General features: G+C 52.2%; 18 protein-coding genes. 12 read left to right on the top strand and 6 right to left on the bottom strand.

The genetic code is table 11. From position 1 onward, the window contains the following. The first annotated feature begins 3 nt into the window (after positions 1 to 3). Genes hemC through R3E63_01785 form a run of 6 tightly spaced genes read left to right on the top strand, consistent with a single transcriptional unit; the run spans position 4 to position 4,921 of the window. Positions 4 to 963 carry a hydroxymethylbilane synthase gene (hemC, locus tag R3E63_01810; GenBank protein ID MEZ5538697.1) on the top strand — a complete coding sequence of 320 codons (960 nt, stop codon included), beginning with the start codon at positions 4 to 6 and terminating at the stop codon, positions 961 to 963. Further along, positions 953 to 1,735 (top strand): uroporphyrinogen-III synthase, encoded by a 783-nt coding sequence (locus tag R3E63_01805; protein MEZ5538696.1) that lies wholly within the window; start codon positions 953 to 955, stop codon positions 1,733 to 1,735. Before hemC ends, R3E63_01805 begins: the two co-directional genes overlap by 11 nt. Further along, on the top strand, positions 1,732 to 2,811 hold the full coding sequence (locus R3E63_01800; protein MEZ5538695.1) for a uroporphyrinogen-III C-methyltransferase: 1,080 nt from the start codon (positions 1,732 to 1,734) through the stop codon (positions 2,809 to 2,811). Before R3E63_01805 ends, R3E63_01800 begins: the two co-directional genes overlap by 4 nt. Beyond that, on the top strand, positions 2,811 to 3,893 hold the full coding sequence (locus tag R3E63_01795) for a heme biosynthesis HemY N-terminal domain-containing protein (protein MEZ5538694.1): 1,083 nt from the start codon (positions 2,811 to 2,813) through the stop codon (positions 3,891 to 3,893). The genes R3E63_01800 and R3E63_01795 overlap by 1 nt, the downstream gene beginning before the upstream one ends. A gap of 10 nt (positions 3,894 to 3,903) precedes the next feature. Beyond that, the gene (locus R3E63_01790; GenBank protein MEZ5538693.1) at positions 3,904 to 4,428 is read left to right on the top strand and encodes a disulfide bond formation protein B; all 525 of its coding nucleotides are present in this window, start codon (positions 3,904 to 3,906) and stop codon (positions 4,426 to 4,428) included. Positions 4,429 to 4,474: 46 nt separating this feature from the next. After that, positions 4,475 to 4,921 (top strand): hypothetical protein, encoded by a 447-nt coding sequence (locus R3E63_01785; GenBank protein MEZ5538692.1) that lies wholly within the window; start codon positions 4,475 to 4,477, stop codon positions 4,919 to 4,921. A gap of 78 nt (positions 4,922 to 4,999) precedes the next feature. Here the strand turns inward: R3E63_01785 and R3E63_01780 are convergent, their stop codons facing one another. The 4 genes from R3E63_01780 to R3E63_01765 all read right to left on the bottom strand — a co-directional run bounded on the left by R3E63_01780 (position 5,000) and on the right by R3E63_01765 (position 6,579). Then, on the bottom strand, positions 5,000 to 5,392 hold the full coding sequence (locus R3E63_01780; protein ID MEZ5538691.1) for a PIN domain nuclease: 393 nt from the start codon (positions 5,390 to 5,392) through the stop codon (positions 5,000 to 5,002). Then, the gene (locus R3E63_01775; GenBank protein MEZ5538690.1) at positions 5,389 to 5,583 is read right to left on the bottom strand and encodes a type II toxin-antitoxin system VapB family antitoxin; all 195 of its coding nucleotides are present in this window, start codon (positions 5,581 to 5,583) and stop codon (positions 5,389 to 5,391) included. The genes R3E63_01780 and R3E63_01775 overlap by 4 nt, the downstream gene beginning before the upstream one ends. Before the next feature lie 127 nt (positions 5,584 to 5,710). Further along, positions 5,711 to 5,839, bottom strand: a complete 129-nt coding sequence (locus R3E63_01770) for a hypothetical protein (protein ID MEZ5538689.1) — start codon at positions 5,837 to 5,839, stop codon at positions 5,711 to 5,713. Continuing rightward, the gene (locus R3E63_01765) at positions 5,836 to 6,579 is read right to left on the bottom strand and encodes an FKBP-type peptidyl-prolyl cis-trans isomerase N-terminal domain-containing protein (GenBank protein ID MEZ5538688.1); all 744 of its coding nucleotides are present in this window, start codon (positions 6,577 to 6,579) and stop codon (positions 5,836 to 5,838) included. Before R3E63_01765 ends, R3E63_01770 begins: the two co-directional genes overlap by 4 nt. A 191-nt stretch (positions 6,580 to 6,770) precedes the next feature. Between R3E63_01765 and R3E63_01760 the strand changes: the two genes are divergently transcribed. The 3 genes from R3E63_01760 to R3E63_01750 all read left to right on the top strand — a co-directional run bounded on the left by R3E63_01760 (position 6,771) and on the right by R3E63_01750 (position 8,693). Then, positions 6,771 to 7,451: a PaaI family thioesterase gene (locus R3E63_01760; GenBank protein ID MEZ5538687.1), complete on the top strand. Its 681-nt coding sequence runs from the start codon at positions 6,771 to 6,773 to the stop codon at positions 7,449 to 7,451. A gap of 71 nt (positions 7,452 to 7,522) precedes the next feature. Continuing rightward, positions 7,523 to 8,119 carry a YceI family protein gene (locus R3E63_01755; protein MEZ5538686.1) on the top strand — a complete coding sequence of 199 codons (597 nt, stop codon included), beginning with the start codon at positions 7,523 to 7,525 and terminating at the stop codon, positions 8,117 to 8,119. Between the two features lie 43 nt (positions 8,120 to 8,162). After that, positions 8,163 to 8,693 (top strand): cytochrome b, encoded by a 531-nt coding sequence (locus tag R3E63_01750; protein MEZ5538685.1) that lies wholly within the window; start codon positions 8,163 to 8,165, stop codon positions 8,691 to 8,693. Positions 8,694 to 8,703: 10 nt separating this feature from the next. On the opposite strand, the gene queG is transcribed toward R3E63_01750, so the two are convergent. Continuing rightward, positions 8,704 to 9,750 (bottom strand): tRNA epoxyqueuosine(34) reductase QueG, encoded by a 1,047-nt coding sequence (gene queG, locus R3E63_01745; protein MEZ5538684.1) that lies wholly within the window; start codon positions 9,748 to 9,750, stop codon positions 8,704 to 8,706. An 11-nt stretch (positions 9,751 to 9,761) separates the two neighbouring features. Next, positions 9,762 to 10,583 carry a 4-hydroxy-tetrahydrodipicolinate reductase gene (dapB, locus tag R3E63_01740; GenBank protein MEZ5538683.1) on the bottom strand — a complete coding sequence of 274 codons (822 nt, stop codon included), beginning with the start codon at positions 10,581 to 10,583 and terminating at the stop codon, positions 9,762 to 9,764. 120 nt (positions 10,584 to 10,703) lie between these two features. Here dapB and R3E63_01735 point away from each other — a divergent pair, with 120 nt between their 5' ends. From R3E63_01735 to prmA, 3 genes are read left to right on the top strand one after another with little or no spacing between them, the layout of a single operon-like run. Further along, a complete protein-coding gene (locus R3E63_01735) occupies positions 10,704 to 10,886 on the top strand; it encodes a hypothetical protein (GenBank protein MEZ5538682.1) in 183 nt (60 codons plus the stop codon). A gap of 3 nt (positions 10,887 to 10,889) precedes the next feature. After that, positions 10,890 to 13,850: an ATP-binding protein gene (locus tag R3E63_01730; GenBank protein ID MEZ5538681.1), complete on the top strand. Its 2,961-nt coding sequence runs from the start codon at positions 10,890 to 10,892 to the stop codon at positions 13,848 to 13,850. Positions 13,851 to 13,870: 20 nt separating this feature from the next. Then, the gene (prmA, locus tag R3E63_01725; protein ID MEZ5538680.1) at positions 13,871 to 14,719 is read left to right on the top strand and encodes a 50S ribosomal protein L11 methyltransferase; all 849 of its coding nucleotides are present in this window, start codon (positions 13,871 to 13,873) and stop codon (positions 14,717 to 14,719) included. Positions 14,720 to 14,825 lie beyond the last annotated feature (106 nt).

The raw sequence follows: 14,825 nt of genomic DNA, 5'->3' as shown, positions 1-14,825 counted from the left end.
GTCGTGAATACCACTGCACCGCGCTTGCGCATCGCCACTCGCCAAAGCCCGCTCGCCCTGTGGCAGGCGGAATTCGTGAAGCGCGAATTGGAGCGTCATCATCCGAATATCGTCGTCGAATTGCTGAAGTTCACTACACGCGGCGATCGCATTCTCGACACACCACTCGCCAAAATCGGTGGCAAAGGGCTGTTCGTCAAAGAATTGGAGCAGGCGCTGTTGGCGGGCGAGGCGGATATCGCCGTGCACTCCATGAAAGATGTGCCGATGGCGTTTCCAGAAGGGCTGGAGCTGGGCGTGATCTGCCCGCGCGAAACGCCGTTTGATGCGTTTGTCAGCACGCGCTACGACAGCTTCGCCGCGCTGCCGCAGGGCGCGGTGGTAGGTACTTCTAGCTTGCGCCGCCAATGCCAGTTGCGCCGCCTGCGACCGGATTTTGATATCCGCGATCTGCGCGGCAATGTCGGTACGCGCTTAGCGAAGCTGGATGCCGGTGAGTACGACGCCATCATTCTCGCTGCTGCGGGTTTGAAGCGCTTGGGTCTAGCTGATCGCATTCGCGAAGTGCTGGCGCCAGAAGTGAGTTTGCCCGCTGGTGGGCAGGGTGCGGTGGGTATAGAGCTGCGCAGCAATGACAGCACAATCGCCGCCTTGATCGCGCCGCTGGCTTGCGCGAGTACCGCCGACCGCGTGATCGCGGAGCGCGCCTTGAACCGCCATTTACAGGGCGGCTGCCAAGTGCCAATCGCTTGTTATGCCATCGAAGAAGGCGAATCGTTGTGGCTGCGCGGGCTGGTGGGCAGTGTCGATGGCAGTGAAATGCTGAGTGCCGAAGCGCGCGCGCCGCGCCATGAAGCAGAAGCTCTGGGTGTGCGCGTGGCGGAACAACTGTTGGCGCAGGGTGCGGATCGTATTTTGCAGGCGGTCTACCACGCCGGTAATCAGGCGGGCGATGATGCCTGAGGTATTGTCGTTGGCGGGTTTGTCCGTCGCGGTAACGCGTCCGCTCGGGCAGGGCGATGCGCTCGTGCAGCGCTTGCAAAGCGCAGGCGCGCAGGCGGTTTCCATTCCGCTACTCGCTATTGCGCCATTGACGGACGAAGCCGCTAAACAGCGCGTTGCCGATTGTTTGCAGCAGTTGGCGCGTGTGGATGTCGCCATCTTTGTCAGCCGCAATGCCGCAGAACAATTACTGGCAGCGTTGGCTGCACACGGCATCGCTTGGCCAGAACACATCGCCAGCATTGCTGTGGGCAGCCCCACTGCACAGTTTTTGCGTGAACACGGTATCGCCGCCATCAGTCCCGCACGCATGGACAGCGAGGGCATGCTGGCTATGCCCGCTTTGCAAACAGCGCAGGGAAAACATTGCGTAATTTTTCGTGGTTGTGGTGGGCGAGAAAAAACGGCGCAGACTTTACGCGAGCGCGGCGCGAGCGTGGATTACTGCGAGCTGTACCAGCGTGTGTTGCCCGATGGTGCAGCGGCAGCGTGGGCGGCGTGGATCAATGAAGATACCGCGCAAAAACTTGCGTGCATCAACAGCGTGGAAACGCTGCAACATTTGCTGCAGATCGATCATCATGCAGCAGCGCGTGCTAACCTCGCGTTAGTTGTTCCGGGTACGCGCGTCACCGAGCGTGCGCAGCACGAAGGTTTTGCGCAACTTTGTACGGCAGTGAACGCAACTGACGACTGTATTTTTCAAACGATTACACATTGGTATTCATTATGACCGATACAACACTCCCAGCAGCAGAAACAACAGCCGCTCCGCTCGTTGAGACGAAAAAACGCGGTGGCTCGTGGTTGCAATACGGCGCATGGTTTTTTTTATTGTTGCTCAATATTACAACTGCCGCTGGCGGATTGTGGCTGTGGCAGCAGTGGACACGGATCGACCATGAACGCGAACTTACGCAACAGGCGTTGACGACACAAACCGAGCAAACAGCTGCATTAAAACTGCGCTTGGAAAAACAAACGGCGGATGAAAAACAGTTTCGTCAGAGAACAACAGAAATTTTACAAGACAACAATGAGAAACTGCGCGGTTTGGATCGTATCGATACCAGTTATTGGCGCTTGGCAGAAGCAGAATTTTTATTAAAACAGGCGCATCAGCGTTTGTTTATCACGCACGATGCCGATACCGCCGATTTGCTGTTAGCGTCTGCGGAAGCAGCCATCATGCAACAAAAAGATCCAGGCTTATTGCCGGTGCGCAGTGCGATTGCTAAAGATCGCGCTGCTTTAAAAAGCGTACCGCGTGTTGATCGCGACGGCATTTATTTGCGCTTGCAAGCGTTATCTTCACAAACCGGTATGCTCACCAGTGAAAATCGTTTTTTACAGGCGGGTGATGATGCTGCCAGCGAAGAAGAAAAAAGCTACAGCGATGTGTTGTGGGATAGGTTGTTGTCAATCGTGCGTGTGCGTCACTACGATCAACCGGTAGAACCGCTGCTGCCGCCAGAACAGGAATTGTATTTCTCGCAGAATTTGCAGCTAGCCTTACTGCAATCACAGTTGGGTTTGTTGCAATCACAACAAGAAACTTACGCCAGCAATTTGGCGCGTGCCCACGCTTGGGTGAGTCAATACTGCCAAACTTCCGACCCTGTTGTACAAGAGTGGCTAAATGAAGTACAAGGTTTGATGCGGATAGAAATTGCGCCGCCGATGCCTAGCGTTTCTGATTCTTTGGCGATTGTGCAAAAACAAATTGAACAGCGCGCAGAAGAGATTCGTAATGCATTGATGTTGGGTGATGACAGTGACGCAGGTGATGCTGTGCAGGAGTTGCCTTGATGCGCCGCTGGATTTTATTGTTTGTAGTGGGCTTGGTTGGCCTGCCGCTGTTGTTGCGTTTAATTGCGTTGGACAACAGCTTTGTGGTTTTTGTTTTCGGTCAAACCACGGTGGAAATGCCTTTGTGGTTTGTAGTGGCGGCGATGGTGCTGGCATCGGTAGCGGGTTACTACGCTGTGCGTGTTATACATACCGTTTTTTTTACACCGCGCCGTATCAGTCGTTGGATGAATCGCCGCAATCAACGCAAAGTGCAGGATTTAACGCTGAGTGGCTATTTGTCACTGTTGGAAGGTAACTGGAGTACGGCAAGCCGCGATTTGCAAAAAGCAGCGGATAAATCTGACAACGCTGTGCTCAATTATTTATTGGCAGCGAAAGCACGTATTGAAAATAGTGATCTTGCCAGTGCAGAAAATTTGCTGCGCAAAGCAGAGGAAATGCTGCCAGAAGCACGCACACCGATCAGCATTTATCAAGCGCAGTTGTTGCAGCAAATCGGCGTGCCAGAAAAAGCGCACGAAATTTTAGAGATTTTAGCGGCAGAGCATCCGCGCCATGCCTATGTGCAAAAATTGTTAGTCGATAGCTATCGCCAGCGCGGCGAAACAGAAACCGTGTTGCAAATACTCAGCAAACAACATCGCCAGAAGCCGCTGCAAGATGTGGCTATGATCAGTGAACTTTGCCGCTTACAGATTTCACACGGCAACGGTGTGGCTGCGGAAGAATTGTTGCGCAAAAAATTGGCGAAACAATGGCTGCCGGAGTGGGTGTCTTTGTATGGCAATGCAGCGGCACAAGACGGTATTCAACAGCTGCAAACCGCTGAAAAATGGTTGAAAGAGCACCCGCAAGATCCTGCCTTGCAATTGGCATTAGCACATATCTGCCAGCGCAACCAATTGTGGGCAAAAGCACGCGATTACTACGAGAGCTATTTGCGTTTGCAAAAAGATGAACAAGCTGCCAAGGAACTTGTGCAGTTATTACAGGCCTTAGGTGAACGAGAGCGCGCCCAACAGTGGGTACAGAAAATTGCAGCACATCATGCAAACGCGCTGCCACTTCCCCCTCATTGAGAATGTTGTTATGTCCAGTGCTTTAACGAATCACCCTTTATGTCGCACGCTGTTTTCACCGCGCGGCTTGTTTTTTTTGATGGCGGCCGCCAGTTTATTTTTGATGTCTTTTGCGCTGTATTTGCAGAATGTTTTGAACGAGGAACCTTGCCCGCTCTGTATCACCCAGCGCATATTTGTCATCGTGATTGGCGTGTTGGCGCTGATGGCAGCGATACACAATCCCGCGCAAACGGGTCGCCGTGTGTGGAGTGCGTTGATTGCGTTGGCGGCGGTGGTCGGCGGCGCTGTTGCTGGTCGCCATGTGTGGATACAGCGCCTGCCGGAAGATTTAGTACCAACTTGCGGCCCCGATCTCGCCTATATGTTTGAAAACTTTCCGTTGCAAAAAGCGCTGCAATTATTATTCAGCGGCGACGGCAATTGTCACGAAGTGGGTTGGACACTTTTAACGCTGAGTATCCCTGAATGGACGCTGATTGCGTTTACCGGTTTTGTTATTGCGGCGCTGGTGCAGTTTTTTCGTAAGTGTTAATCGTTAATAGAAGGATAATTAACATAGTTAGTTGTTGAGAGAAGCTGTGGAGTCGCCGATTAAAAAAATTCAAGAATGGTATTTATCTTTACCAGAAGATCAACGAGTTGATATTGCTGCATTGGTTGGTTCTTATTGTTTGGATATCAGAACTATTGAGTTAGAAAGTGAAGAAATCGTAAATGGTTTTCTAGGGAAAATTGAAAGATCTCAGGTAAGCAGCATGCAGGAAGTTGGCATGAGTGTTGTTCTTAAGGCGGGCATAGAGTTTTTTATTATCAATAAGCGCAAAGATGAATCATCTTGGGCTGAAACAAAAAAGTCGCTAGAAATGCTTGCAGAAAGGAGCAATTCTGAAACGTTTAGGCAAAAAGCTCTGGAGGTTGACTTCAGGGCTAAACAGTGGGCAGCCACCTGCAAGAAGTGGGCAGAGATCAAACCATATCTGGCGGAAGAATATCTTGATAAATACATGTCCCCCATTGGTAACTAACTAGCCACTCAAAGTCGTTCGCTTCGCTCACTGGACTCGCGGCTGCGCAGCTCGCCTCTTAGCTCGGCGTTATGTTTCTTAAACCACAGAAACCAAGCCTAAACTTTTAACGAAAGGCATAAAATCCTTGTCAGAAAATAGCAATGGCAAACGGTTGTCTATACAGAATGATGCGATTATTACATCCGTTGTCTTTCTAATTGTTACGCCTTTTTTTCTTAAGTAACGGTAGTTTTCAGCGTATTTTTCTACCGCGCCATGGCCTAGCATTTCATATTGGTCAAGCTTGCTTAGCATGGTTTTTACACGTTTGTAGTCTTTGTCGCTTCTTATGCCCTGCAATATCTCCAGAAAAATCAAATCACCAATAACAACATCGCCGTTAAACAATGCGGAATCAAGCGCATCAGTAAACTTATTGGCATTGCCGTTTAAATAATCAACCCATACACTGGTATCCACCAGAATCATTTTTTGCCCCGCATTTGGCTTAAATCGCCCTCCCAATGTATTTGGCCACGCAATTTGCGTATCTCACGTTGCGCATTTCTTTGCACTAGCAGTCTAAGCCCTTCTTCCACTGCATCTTTTTTTGTTTTGAGTCCTGAGACTTTGAGCGCATTGGACATCAATGAATCATCAATCACTATGTTGGTTCTCATAATTTACCTTCTTGCCGTTGGTTCCAGTGTGTATATAACAGCATAATATACACAAAGAGAAACATAACTACAGACATAAAAAAACCGGCAGATGCCGGTTTTTTTATTGCTTGCTGATAAGGAGCTATCAGTTTTTCTTGGCAGCGTCTTCAGCAGGTTTTTCTTCCACAACAGGTTGTTCTGCTTGGATATCAGCAGGCTCTACCGTTTTGGACTGCTCTTCTGGCTCACCAATTTTGTGCAGGTGTGATTTCAAAAACCAGCGTAGCGTTGGGGCCAATTTACCGTGGCCTGTGCCGCCGGCGCCGTAGGCGAGATCAGAGGGATGGCTACGCGCCATAAAGACCGATAGGCATCAACTGCAACACTTCTTGCCAGCCAGGAATCACTGCGTTCACCGCAAAAGTTGCCGGTTCGCCGCGCTTGATTGAGCTGTCGAATTCTTTGCCGTCGATCAGCGTGCCGACATAGTCCACGGTGACGGTATCGGTTTCTTTGGCTTCTCACGCCGCTGCCTTCGGTCAGTACTTCGTACTGAATGCCGCTCTTGGTGGTCGTTACGCCTGCTTTGCCGTTTTCCGCTAAGAACTTGTCACCTTCTTCTTTGTTCTTTTTGCTCTCGGCTTCTGGCTTGGCTTGCTCGGCTTTTTGAGCTTCTTCCTGTTTTTTTCTGCATTTCTGTTTGAGAGAGTGCTGCATCGCTTTCTGCATCTCATCCTTATTCAATTTAGGCTCGCTGCCATCAATCGCTGTTTTCATACCGGCAACAAAGCTGCTTTCATCCAAAGTGACTTGGTTGGCTTTGAATTGGCTGCCGATGTTCATACCGAGGATGTAGCTGACTTTTTGCGCTTGCGTCATGGTGCTGGCGGCAGCAGTTGCTGCGGGTGCAGCGGCATCTTTGGATGCGGCGGCAGCCTTATCATCCTTACATGCGCTCAAAGCGAGCACGCTAGTGACGGCAACAGTAGCAATGGCTAAGGTGCGAATTTTCATCGAGGGATTCCCTTTGAGAGTGGATGAATGAGTCGCGGATAATACCGCGCACGGAGAGAGACCGCCATGATTGCCACAAGTTCCAAATAAAGGTGTAGACGAGTGGACTCTGCGAGGCAAGCGTAGGCGATTACTTATTAAGCCACTAGCCGCCGCGCAGCGATAATGTGCGGAAGTCTCGGGAGATTGTTATGAGTACAGCCAAACCGTTTACTTCACGCACGCCGATGCTGCCGCACAATGAACAATGGGCAGCGCGCCGCCGTATCGCTGCGCACATGCGCGCCTTGAATGAGCAATTGCTGACGCACGATATGCCGCTGGAGGCATTACAGCGGGTGGAAAACAGTTTGCAGGCTTTGCAAGATGTGAGCGTGGGCGCGCCGGAGATCCACGGCCGTTTGGAGTGGGCGGCAACGGCAGCCAACGGCTCTTACGATTTGCTCTCGCGCGACACCACGCCGATTGCCGGTCAGAGCAACATGCTGTCGCCGCCGCTGCATATGCATTTGGATTACGACAAAGGTGAAGCGCACGCCAGCGTCACACTGGGCTGGGCGTTTGAAGGGCCGCCGAAATGCGTACATGGCGGCTGGGTGGCAGCGCTGTTTGATGAGTTTCTCGGTTGTGCGCAGTTGCTGTCGGGCGCGACCGGCGCAACCGGCAATCTCAGTGTGCGCTACAAACGCCCCACGCCACTCAACAAGGAACTCACGCTGTTTGCACGGGTCAAGGAAGTGCATGGGCGCAAAATCTTGATGGAAGGCACGATCAGCGCAGAAGGGCAGGTTACTGCCAGCTGCGAAGGTTTGTTTATCAGCTTTGCCGAAGGCGTGCTTAATTTGGCAGAGCGAAAATTGGTGGTTGATTGAACGCCAACCGTACGCCATCCAAAAAATTTGCTACAGTCGGACACACAAGTTTTAACAGCGAGGGTAAATCCATGATGAACAAAAAAGGTTTAATTGGTGGTGTTTTAGCTTCAGCATTATTGGTGAGTGCTTGGTCTGTACAGGCGGATGACTACAAAATTGACGAAACACATAGCTTTGTTCAGTTTCGCGTCAAACACCTTGGTTATAGCTGGGAGTACGGTCGCTTTAGCGTTATCGGCGGCACCTTCACTTATGATCCTGCTCAACCAGAAAAAAATAAAATTGATATCGCTGTGGATGTAGACAGTATCAATACCAATCACGAGCTGCGTGATGATCACTTGCAGGAAAAATATCTGCATACCGATAAAGCACCCAAAGCCACTTTCAAAAGTACAGCGTACAAAGGAGATGCAAACAGCGGTGAAATAACGGGTGAGCTGACGCTGAACAAAACCACGAAAACGGTCACGATCCCCATTAAAAAAGTCGGCGAAGGCTCTGATCCTTGGGGTGGGTACCGCGCAGGTTTTGAAGGCACATTAACAATTGATGCGCGCGATTACGGCTATACCTATCAATTGGGCGAGCAGAGCTACGCAGTGGAATTGCAGCTTGGTATTGAAGGCGTGCGAACCAGCGCTAAACCTGTAACAAAAAGTTAATACCACTTGCGTTTAGTTGATCGATAAAAAAGAGGGAATAGAGATGAGCACAAATGGTGTGGTAAATCGGTACCCAGCAGCGATTCGCTGGTTGCACCGCATCATCGCGGTGTTGATGATTTTTATGATCGCTCTCGGTTGGTATTTGTCCGAGATCGATTATGAAAATCCAGGCTATAACACTTTGCGTTTGTTGCACCGCACCATTGGTCTTTCACTGTTTCCTCTCGGTCTTGCGCATTTGTGGGCTTATGCCTATTTGCCGCGCCCTGCGTTCTCTGAACATTTGCAGCCTTGGGAAAAAACGCTGGCTAAGTTGGCGCATTTTTTCTTGTTGTATGTGGTGATCGCCATTCCCGTAGCGGGCTATTTGATGTCAGGCGATCAGCTGCATATTCTCGGTGATATCAAAGTTCCGCAAGTGTGGGAACTAAATAAAGGCATACGCAAAACATTGTTTGGTGTGCACGAAACACTGGCGTGGACTTCTGCTTTCGTCATTGGTCTGCATGTCGCCGGTGCGTTAAAACATCATTTCATCGACAAAGACGATACCCTGCGAAAAATGCTGTAACGCATCATGTTTAGATGGCGTGCTGTGCGAGAGCCCACGCCACATGTTCGCGTACTAAATCAGAAGGGTGATCCATTTTTTCTTGCAGCGCTTGTAAAATTTCTGGCGCAGTGTGCGCATTGCCCAATGCCACTGCGATATTGCGCAACCAACCCTCATACCCAATACGGCGCAGTGCCGAGCCTGCGGTTTTTTCTAAATACTCAGCTTCTGTCCACGCAAATAGCGCAATGAGTTGCGCATCCGCCAAACCGTGACGCGGCATAAAATCTTCCTGCTCGGTGCGCTGCGCAAACTTATTCCACGGACAAACGGCTTGGCAGTCATCGCAACCAAAAATGCGATTGCCAATCGGCTTGCGCAATTCCAATGGAATACTGTGGCGATTTTCTATCGTCAAATACGAAATGCAGCGCCGCGCATCCAATTGATACGGCGCAGCAAACGCCTGCGTGGGGCAGAGATCCAAACACGCGCTGCAAGTGCCGCAGTACGTACTGTCTTGCGAAGTGGTCAGCGGCAGTGGCAAATCGGTCAGTATTTCACCGAGAAAAAAATACGAACCCGCTTGCGCGTTGATCAACATGGTGTTTTTGCCGATCCATCCCAAACCAGATTTTTGCGCAAATGCTCTCTCTAATATCGGCGCGCTATCAACAAAAGCGCGGTGCTTGTGTGCGGATTTTTCTTCAATTTTTTGTGCCAACAGCGCGAGGCGTTTGCGCATCAATTTGTGATAGTCGCGCCCTAAGGTGTAGCGCGCAATGTACGCGCCGCCGTCGGCATTGATTTTGGCGATGAGATTTTTATCGTCTTCGGGTAAATAATCCATGCGCACAGAAATCACGCGCAGTGTACCGCTGTGTAATTGATCAGGATGCGCGCGCAGTGCAGCGTGTTGTTGCATCCATGCCATGTCGGCGTGATAACCGTTTTTCAACCACTGCTGTAATTTTTCGGCGTGCGCGGCGACATCAATATCGCTCACGCCGATTTGTTGAAAACCTAATTCGCGCGCCCAGAGGCGGATGTCTTCTAACAAAGGTGTATCAGTCATGCGCGTATTTTTTAACGCAAGTCGAGCACATCCTGCATGTCGTACAAACCCGCTGGCTGTGCGCGCAACCATTCGGCAGCGCGCACCGCGCCGCGCGCAAAGCTCATGCGCGAGCTCGCTTTGTGGGTGATTTCTACGCGCTCACCGTCGGCGGCAAACATCACGGTGTGATCGCCGACAATATCGCCAGCGCGCACAGTGGCAAAACCAATTGTGGCGCGCGCGCGCGCGCCGGTTTGTCCTTCGCGTCCGTACACGGCCACTTTATCGAGATCGCGCCCCAACGCCTGCGCCACCACTTCGCCCATGCGCAGCGCCGTGCCAGACGGCGCATCCACTTTGTGACGGTGATGCGCTTCGTACACTTCGATATCCACTTCATCGCCGAGCACGCGCGCGGCGGTGTCGAGCAATTTGAAACACAGATTCACGCCGATGCTGTAATTCGATGCAATCACCGCGCCCGTTTTTTCGGCGAGCGCGAGCAGTGATTTTTTTTGCTCCGCGTTAAAACCTGTGGTGCCGATAACCATTTTTTTACCGAGCGCGGCGCAAGTTTCAATATTGGCGAGTGTTGCCACTGGTGCAGTGAAATCGATCAACACATCAAATTGATCAACGACTTTTTTGAGGTTATCGACCACCAAAACGCCGTTGCGACCGATGCCAGACAGTTCGCCTGCATCTGCGCCGATTAACGAACTGCCTGCGCGTTCTATCGCTGCGCTCAACACGGCATTGGGTGCGGCGTTAACCGCTTCGATCAGCGTTTTTCCCATGCGACCGGCAGCGCCGGTAATGGCAATGCGTACGGGTGAGGCGGTTGTTGTCATGGCAAATCCTGCGAATGTTGCGAGTGTGCGCATGGTATCAGCTCCACTTGCGTTTCTGTTCACGCGCGCAGCCATTCGGTAACATCCACGCAGACTCTTTTATCGGTGTGGAAAACAAGCGTGTATCTCTCTCGTTCAATCATGCTGATGTTGATGGCGACCTATGTGTTTTCGCCCTCGTTGTTCAGTTGGATGATCGATCCCGCTGGTGTTTGGTATCGGCCTTATCTGATTTGGGCGGGTGTGGTACTGGTAGCGTTTTGTTTGCAGCCCAGTGCGCTGGACGACGAAGATGAGCGGTAGCGCATGAGTTCTATCAGCGTTGATCAGATGCTTTTGCTCGGCAGCTGCGCCTATTTCGGTGTGCTGTTTTTGGTGGCGTGGCTGACGGATAGACCCAGCGCACCGCGTTGGCTGACGGACAGCCCTGTGCTGCATATGTTGGCGCTGGGTGTGATGGTCAGTGCTTGGGGTTTTTACGGCGTGGTCGACCTGTTTAATCAGTACGGCTACGGTGCGCTGTCTTATTACATGGGTGCGGGCGGTTTATTTTTATTTGCGCCGATGATGCTGATGCCCCTGCTGCGCCTGACGCGCGCTTATCAGCTGCATTCACTGGCGGATTTATTGGTGTTCCGATTTCGCAGTCCGTTTGTTGGCGTGATGACGACGGGCTGTCTACTGCTCTGCGCGCTGCCGCTGCTGGCGCTACAAATTCAAGCAGTGGCCGATACCGCGCTGATCATTAGCTATCGTCCCGAATCGCCACTCACCATGCGCCAAAACCTGTTCGCCCTGCACGATCGCCTCGCGTGGCTGTTCTGTTTAGCAGCGATTTTGTTTGCGGGCATTTTTGGCTCGAAACGCGAGCGACACCGCGGACTGGTGGTGGCAATGGCGCTGGAATCGCTGATCAAGTTAGTGGTGGTGATGGCGGTCGGTTATTTTGCGCTGCGTGCCGTGTTTGGTGGTATGGCGGGCTTGGATCAATGGTTGCTCGCCCATCCCGAGCAGCTGGAAACGCTGTACCACCCCACCGAGAATGCCTCCTCGCACATGCTGGTCATGCTGTTCTTCTCGACCGGCATAGTGCTGCCCCATCTGTTCCATGTAGTGTTAGCAGAGAACACGCGCCAGCGTACGCTGAAGCTGGCGAGCTGGGGTGTGCCGCTGTATTTGCTGTGTTTGGCGCTGCCGGTATTGCCTGTGCTGTGGGCGGGCTCGGAGCTGGGTACGGCGGTGACGCCGGAGTATTTCATGCTCGGTGTGCCGCTGGCTGCCGGTCAAAAATGGTTGGCGGCATTGGTCTATCTCGGTGGTTTGGCAGCGGCCGTGGGCACCACCGTGGTGCTGGCAATTGCGCTTTCCACCATGTGTTTGAACCACTGGCTGCTGCCATTGTATGGCCCCTTTGTCGGTATGGTGGATTTGTACGGGCTGATCACTTGGCTGCGTCGAACGCTGATCGCCTTCATCATCATCGGCGGCTATGTGTTTTATCGCGCCCTGCAAACAGGGCAGACGCTCACGGATTTAGCGCTGTTGTCCTTTGTCGGCAGCTTGCAATTCCTGCCCGCTGCGTTCGCGGTGTTGTACAGCTCGCGCGCTAACCGCCAAGGCTTGATCATTGGTTTATGTGCCGGCATGAGTGTGTGGGTGCTTACTTTATTGCTGCCTACACTGTTTGGTTGGCGTATGTTGCTGCTACCAATGGATACGGTGCTGGGGTTGGGTATCGACAACTGGAGCCAGCTGGCGATGTTGTCGGTTGGTATCAATATCGCCCTGTTTGTGGGCGTTTCTCGGCTGACGCAGCAGTCATTAGAGGAGCGGCGGGTGGCTGTCTTGTGTGCGCCAGAGAACACGCTGCGTGCCCTGCGTCTCAGCTTGGATGTGCGCAGTGCGGATGAAATCGAGCAGCGCCTCGCGCCTACGCTGGGTGTTGATATTGCGGCGCAAGAAGTACAGCGAGCACTCACTGACTTAAAGCAAAACGCGGCGGATACACGCCCCTACGCACTGCGGCTTTTGCGCGATCGCTTAGAGGCGAACCTCTCGGGTTTGATGGGGGCGGCAGTGGCGCACGCACTGATGGACCGCGTGTTGCCCTATCGAGCGGCCTCCGATGGCGCCCAGCGCGAAGATCTGCATTTGGCAGAAAATCGTATCCACCAATATCGCCATCACCTGACGGGATTGGCGAGCGAGCTGGACACCCTGCGACTGCACTACCTGCAGACGCTGGAGAGCCTGCCGATGGCGGTGTGTTCCATTGGGCAGGACGGCGAGGTCATTCTGTGGAACCGAGCGATGAGTGAGTTGACCGGCATCGCTTCTGCTTTTGCACAAGGTTCAGCGGCGTTGTCGCTGCCAGCACCCTGGGGTGCATTGCTGGATGGCTTTCGAATGGACGAAGGAGTCGAGGCGCATAAACAGACGGTAGAACTGGCGGGTCGTACACGCTGGTTGGCGCTATACAAAGCGCGCCTTGGCGAAAAAACAGATACGGCTGTTGGTGCGGAGAGTGAGCAGATCGTCATGATTGATGATCTCACCGAAACGCAGCAGTTGGAGCAGGAGTTATTGCACAGTGAACGCTTGGCATCGCTTGGTCGTCTGGCTGCCGGTGTCGCGCATGAGATCGGCAATCCAGTCACGGGCATCGCGTGTTTGGCGCAAGATTTGAAATACGAGAATACGCAGCCGGTGGTGCAAGAAACAGCTGCGCAAATCTTGGGGCAGACCGAGAGAATCAGCCGCATTGTGCAATCGCTGGTGCATTTTGCGCATGCGGGCAAAGCGGGCGATAACACACACACAACGGTGGATTTATTCGAGTGCGTGGAAGAGGCGATTCATTTGTTGTCGCTGCAAAAAAATCAACAATGCGTGCATTACAACAACGCGCTGCCACCCGACACCATCATTTGCGGCAATGAGCAAACGCTGGTGCAGTTGTTCATCAACTTACTGAGCAATGCGCGCGATGCTAGCCCACCAGACGGTGCTATCGATATCAATGTCGCGCAAAAAAACCAGCAGTGGGAAATTCAAATTCGCGATTACGGGCACGGTATTACCACACACCACCTCGACCGTATTTTTGAACCATTCTTCACCACGAAGTTAGCGGGGCAGGGAACAGGTTTAGGCTTGCCATTGGTTTACAGCATTATGGAAGATCACGATGGGCGCATTGAAGTGATCAGCCCTGTGGATGTGAATGGCGGCACGCTGTTTATTCTTTCTTTTCCGTTGATGACATAAATTGAAAATAGGATTTTTGGATGAATTGGTTGCAATGTTTTATTCGCGTGTCGCAGCAGCAGAGTGAAGAATTTGAAGATTTATTACTCGCACTGGGCGCAGTGTCCGTAACTTATCGCGATGCAGCGGACCAACCTTTATTTGAGCCGGGGCCTGGTGAAATTGCGCTGTGGCAAGAAGTGGAGTTGGTGGGTTTGTTCACGGAAGATTTTTTCGCAGAAGATTTGCACGCGCAGCTGTTTGCTGCTCTGGGTGATGCATTGCCGCCGCTGCGCTTTGAGCCGCTGGCCGATCAAGTGTGGGAGCGCGCGTGGATGGAGCATTTCCAACCCATGCAATTTGGTAAACGCTTGTGGATTTATCCGAGTTGGTCAGAAGTGCCGAACGATGACAGTGTGGTGTTGCGTTTAGATCCAGGCTTGGCGTTTGGCACCGGCACGCATCCCACCACAGCGCTGTGTTTGGAATGGTTGGATGCACAAAATTTGCAAAAAAAAACCGTGATCGATTACGGCTGCGGCTCTGGCATTCTTGCAGTCGCCGCGTTGTTGTTGGGTGCAACTTCTGCATTGGGTTATGACAACGATCCGCAAGCATTGATTGCCAGCCGTGATAACGCGAGCAACAACGGCTGCGGTGATCGCCTCGCTGTGCAGCTAGTGGCGACGAGTGGAGAAGCGATTAAAGAACAAGCGGACGTGGTGCTGGCGAATATTCTCGCCGGCCCATTACGTGAACTCGCACCGCGCATTGCCCCCTTGGTGAAAATGGGCGGCAGCCTTGTACTGTCCGGTATTTTGGCGGCGCAGGCGGAGGCGGTAATGGATGCCTACCGTGCGTACGGTCACTTGTGTTTGATACGCCGGTGAACAGGGACGGTTGGGTGCGCTTGGCGGCAACAGCAAAAAAATCTGAAATCCTCATCAATTTGTCGCAGAAATGGAGAAAGACATTGCACCGTATAAAGATGTAAAT

The sequence above is a fragment of the Pseudomonadales bacterium genome (genome assembly GCA_041395665.1).
GTDB lineage: Bacteria > Pseudomonadota > Gammaproteobacteria > Pseudomonadales > UBA7239 > UBA7239.
This window is presented reverse-complemented; position numbering and strand designations above follow the sequence as displayed.

What these genes read in the sequence shown, in the direction of transcription:
- R3E63_01765 (MEZ5538688.1), bottom strand. Translation starts at nt 6,579, where the DNA reads ATGAAAATTCGCACCTTAGCCATTGCTACTGTTGCCGTCACTAGCGTG.
- queG (MEZ5538684.1), bottom strand. Translation starts at nt 9,750, where the DNA reads ATGACTGATACACCTTTGTTAGAAGACATCCGCCTCTGGGCGCGCGAA.
- prmA (MEZ5538680.1), top strand. Translation starts at nt 13,871, where the DNA reads ATGAATTGGTTGCAATGTTTTATTCGCGTGTCGCAGCAGCAGAGTGAA.
- R3E63_01805 (MEZ5538696.1), top strand. Translation starts at nt 953, where the DNA reads ATGATGCCTGAGGTATTGTCGTTGGCGGGTTTGTCCGTCGCGGTAACG.
- R3E63_01795 (MEZ5538694.1), top strand. Translation starts at nt 2,811, where the DNA reads ATGCGCCGCTGGATTTTATTGTTTGTAGTGGGCTTGGTTGGCCTGCCG.
- R3E63_01800 (MEZ5538695.1), top strand. Translation starts at nt 1,732, where the DNA reads ATGACCGATACAACACTCCCAGCAGCAGAAACAACAGCCGCTCCGCTC.
- R3E63_01730 (MEZ5538681.1), top strand. Translation starts at nt 10,890, where the DNA reads ATGAGTTCTATCAGCGTTGATCAGATGCTTTTGCTCGGCAGCTGCGCC.
- R3E63_01755 (MEZ5538686.1), top strand. Translation starts at nt 7,523, where the DNA reads ATGATGAACAAAAAAGGTTTAATTGGTGGTGTTTTAGCTTCAGCATTA.
- R3E63_01760 (MEZ5538687.1), top strand. Translation starts at nt 6,771, where the DNA reads ATGAGTACAGCCAAACCGTTTACTTCACGCACGCCGATGCTGCCGCAC.
- R3E63_01780 (MEZ5538691.1), bottom strand. Translation starts at nt 5,392, where the DNA reads ATGATTCTGGTGGATACCAGTGTATGGGTTGATTATTTAAACGGCAAT.
- R3E63_01750 (MEZ5538685.1), top strand. Translation starts at nt 8,163, where the DNA reads ATGAGCACAAATGGTGTGGTAAATCGGTACCCAGCAGCGATTCGCTGG.
- dapB (MEZ5538683.1), bottom strand. Translation starts at nt 10,583, where the DNA reads ATGACAACAACCGCCTCACCCGTACGCATTGCCATTACCGGCGCTGCC.
- R3E63_01790 (MEZ5538693.1), top strand. Translation starts at nt 3,904, where the DNA reads ATGTCCAGTGCTTTAACGAATCACCCTTTATGTCGCACGCTGTTTTCA.
- R3E63_01775 (MEZ5538690.1), bottom strand. Translation starts at nt 5,583, where the DNA reads ATGAGAACCAACATAGTGATTGATGATTCATTGATGTCCAATGCGCTC.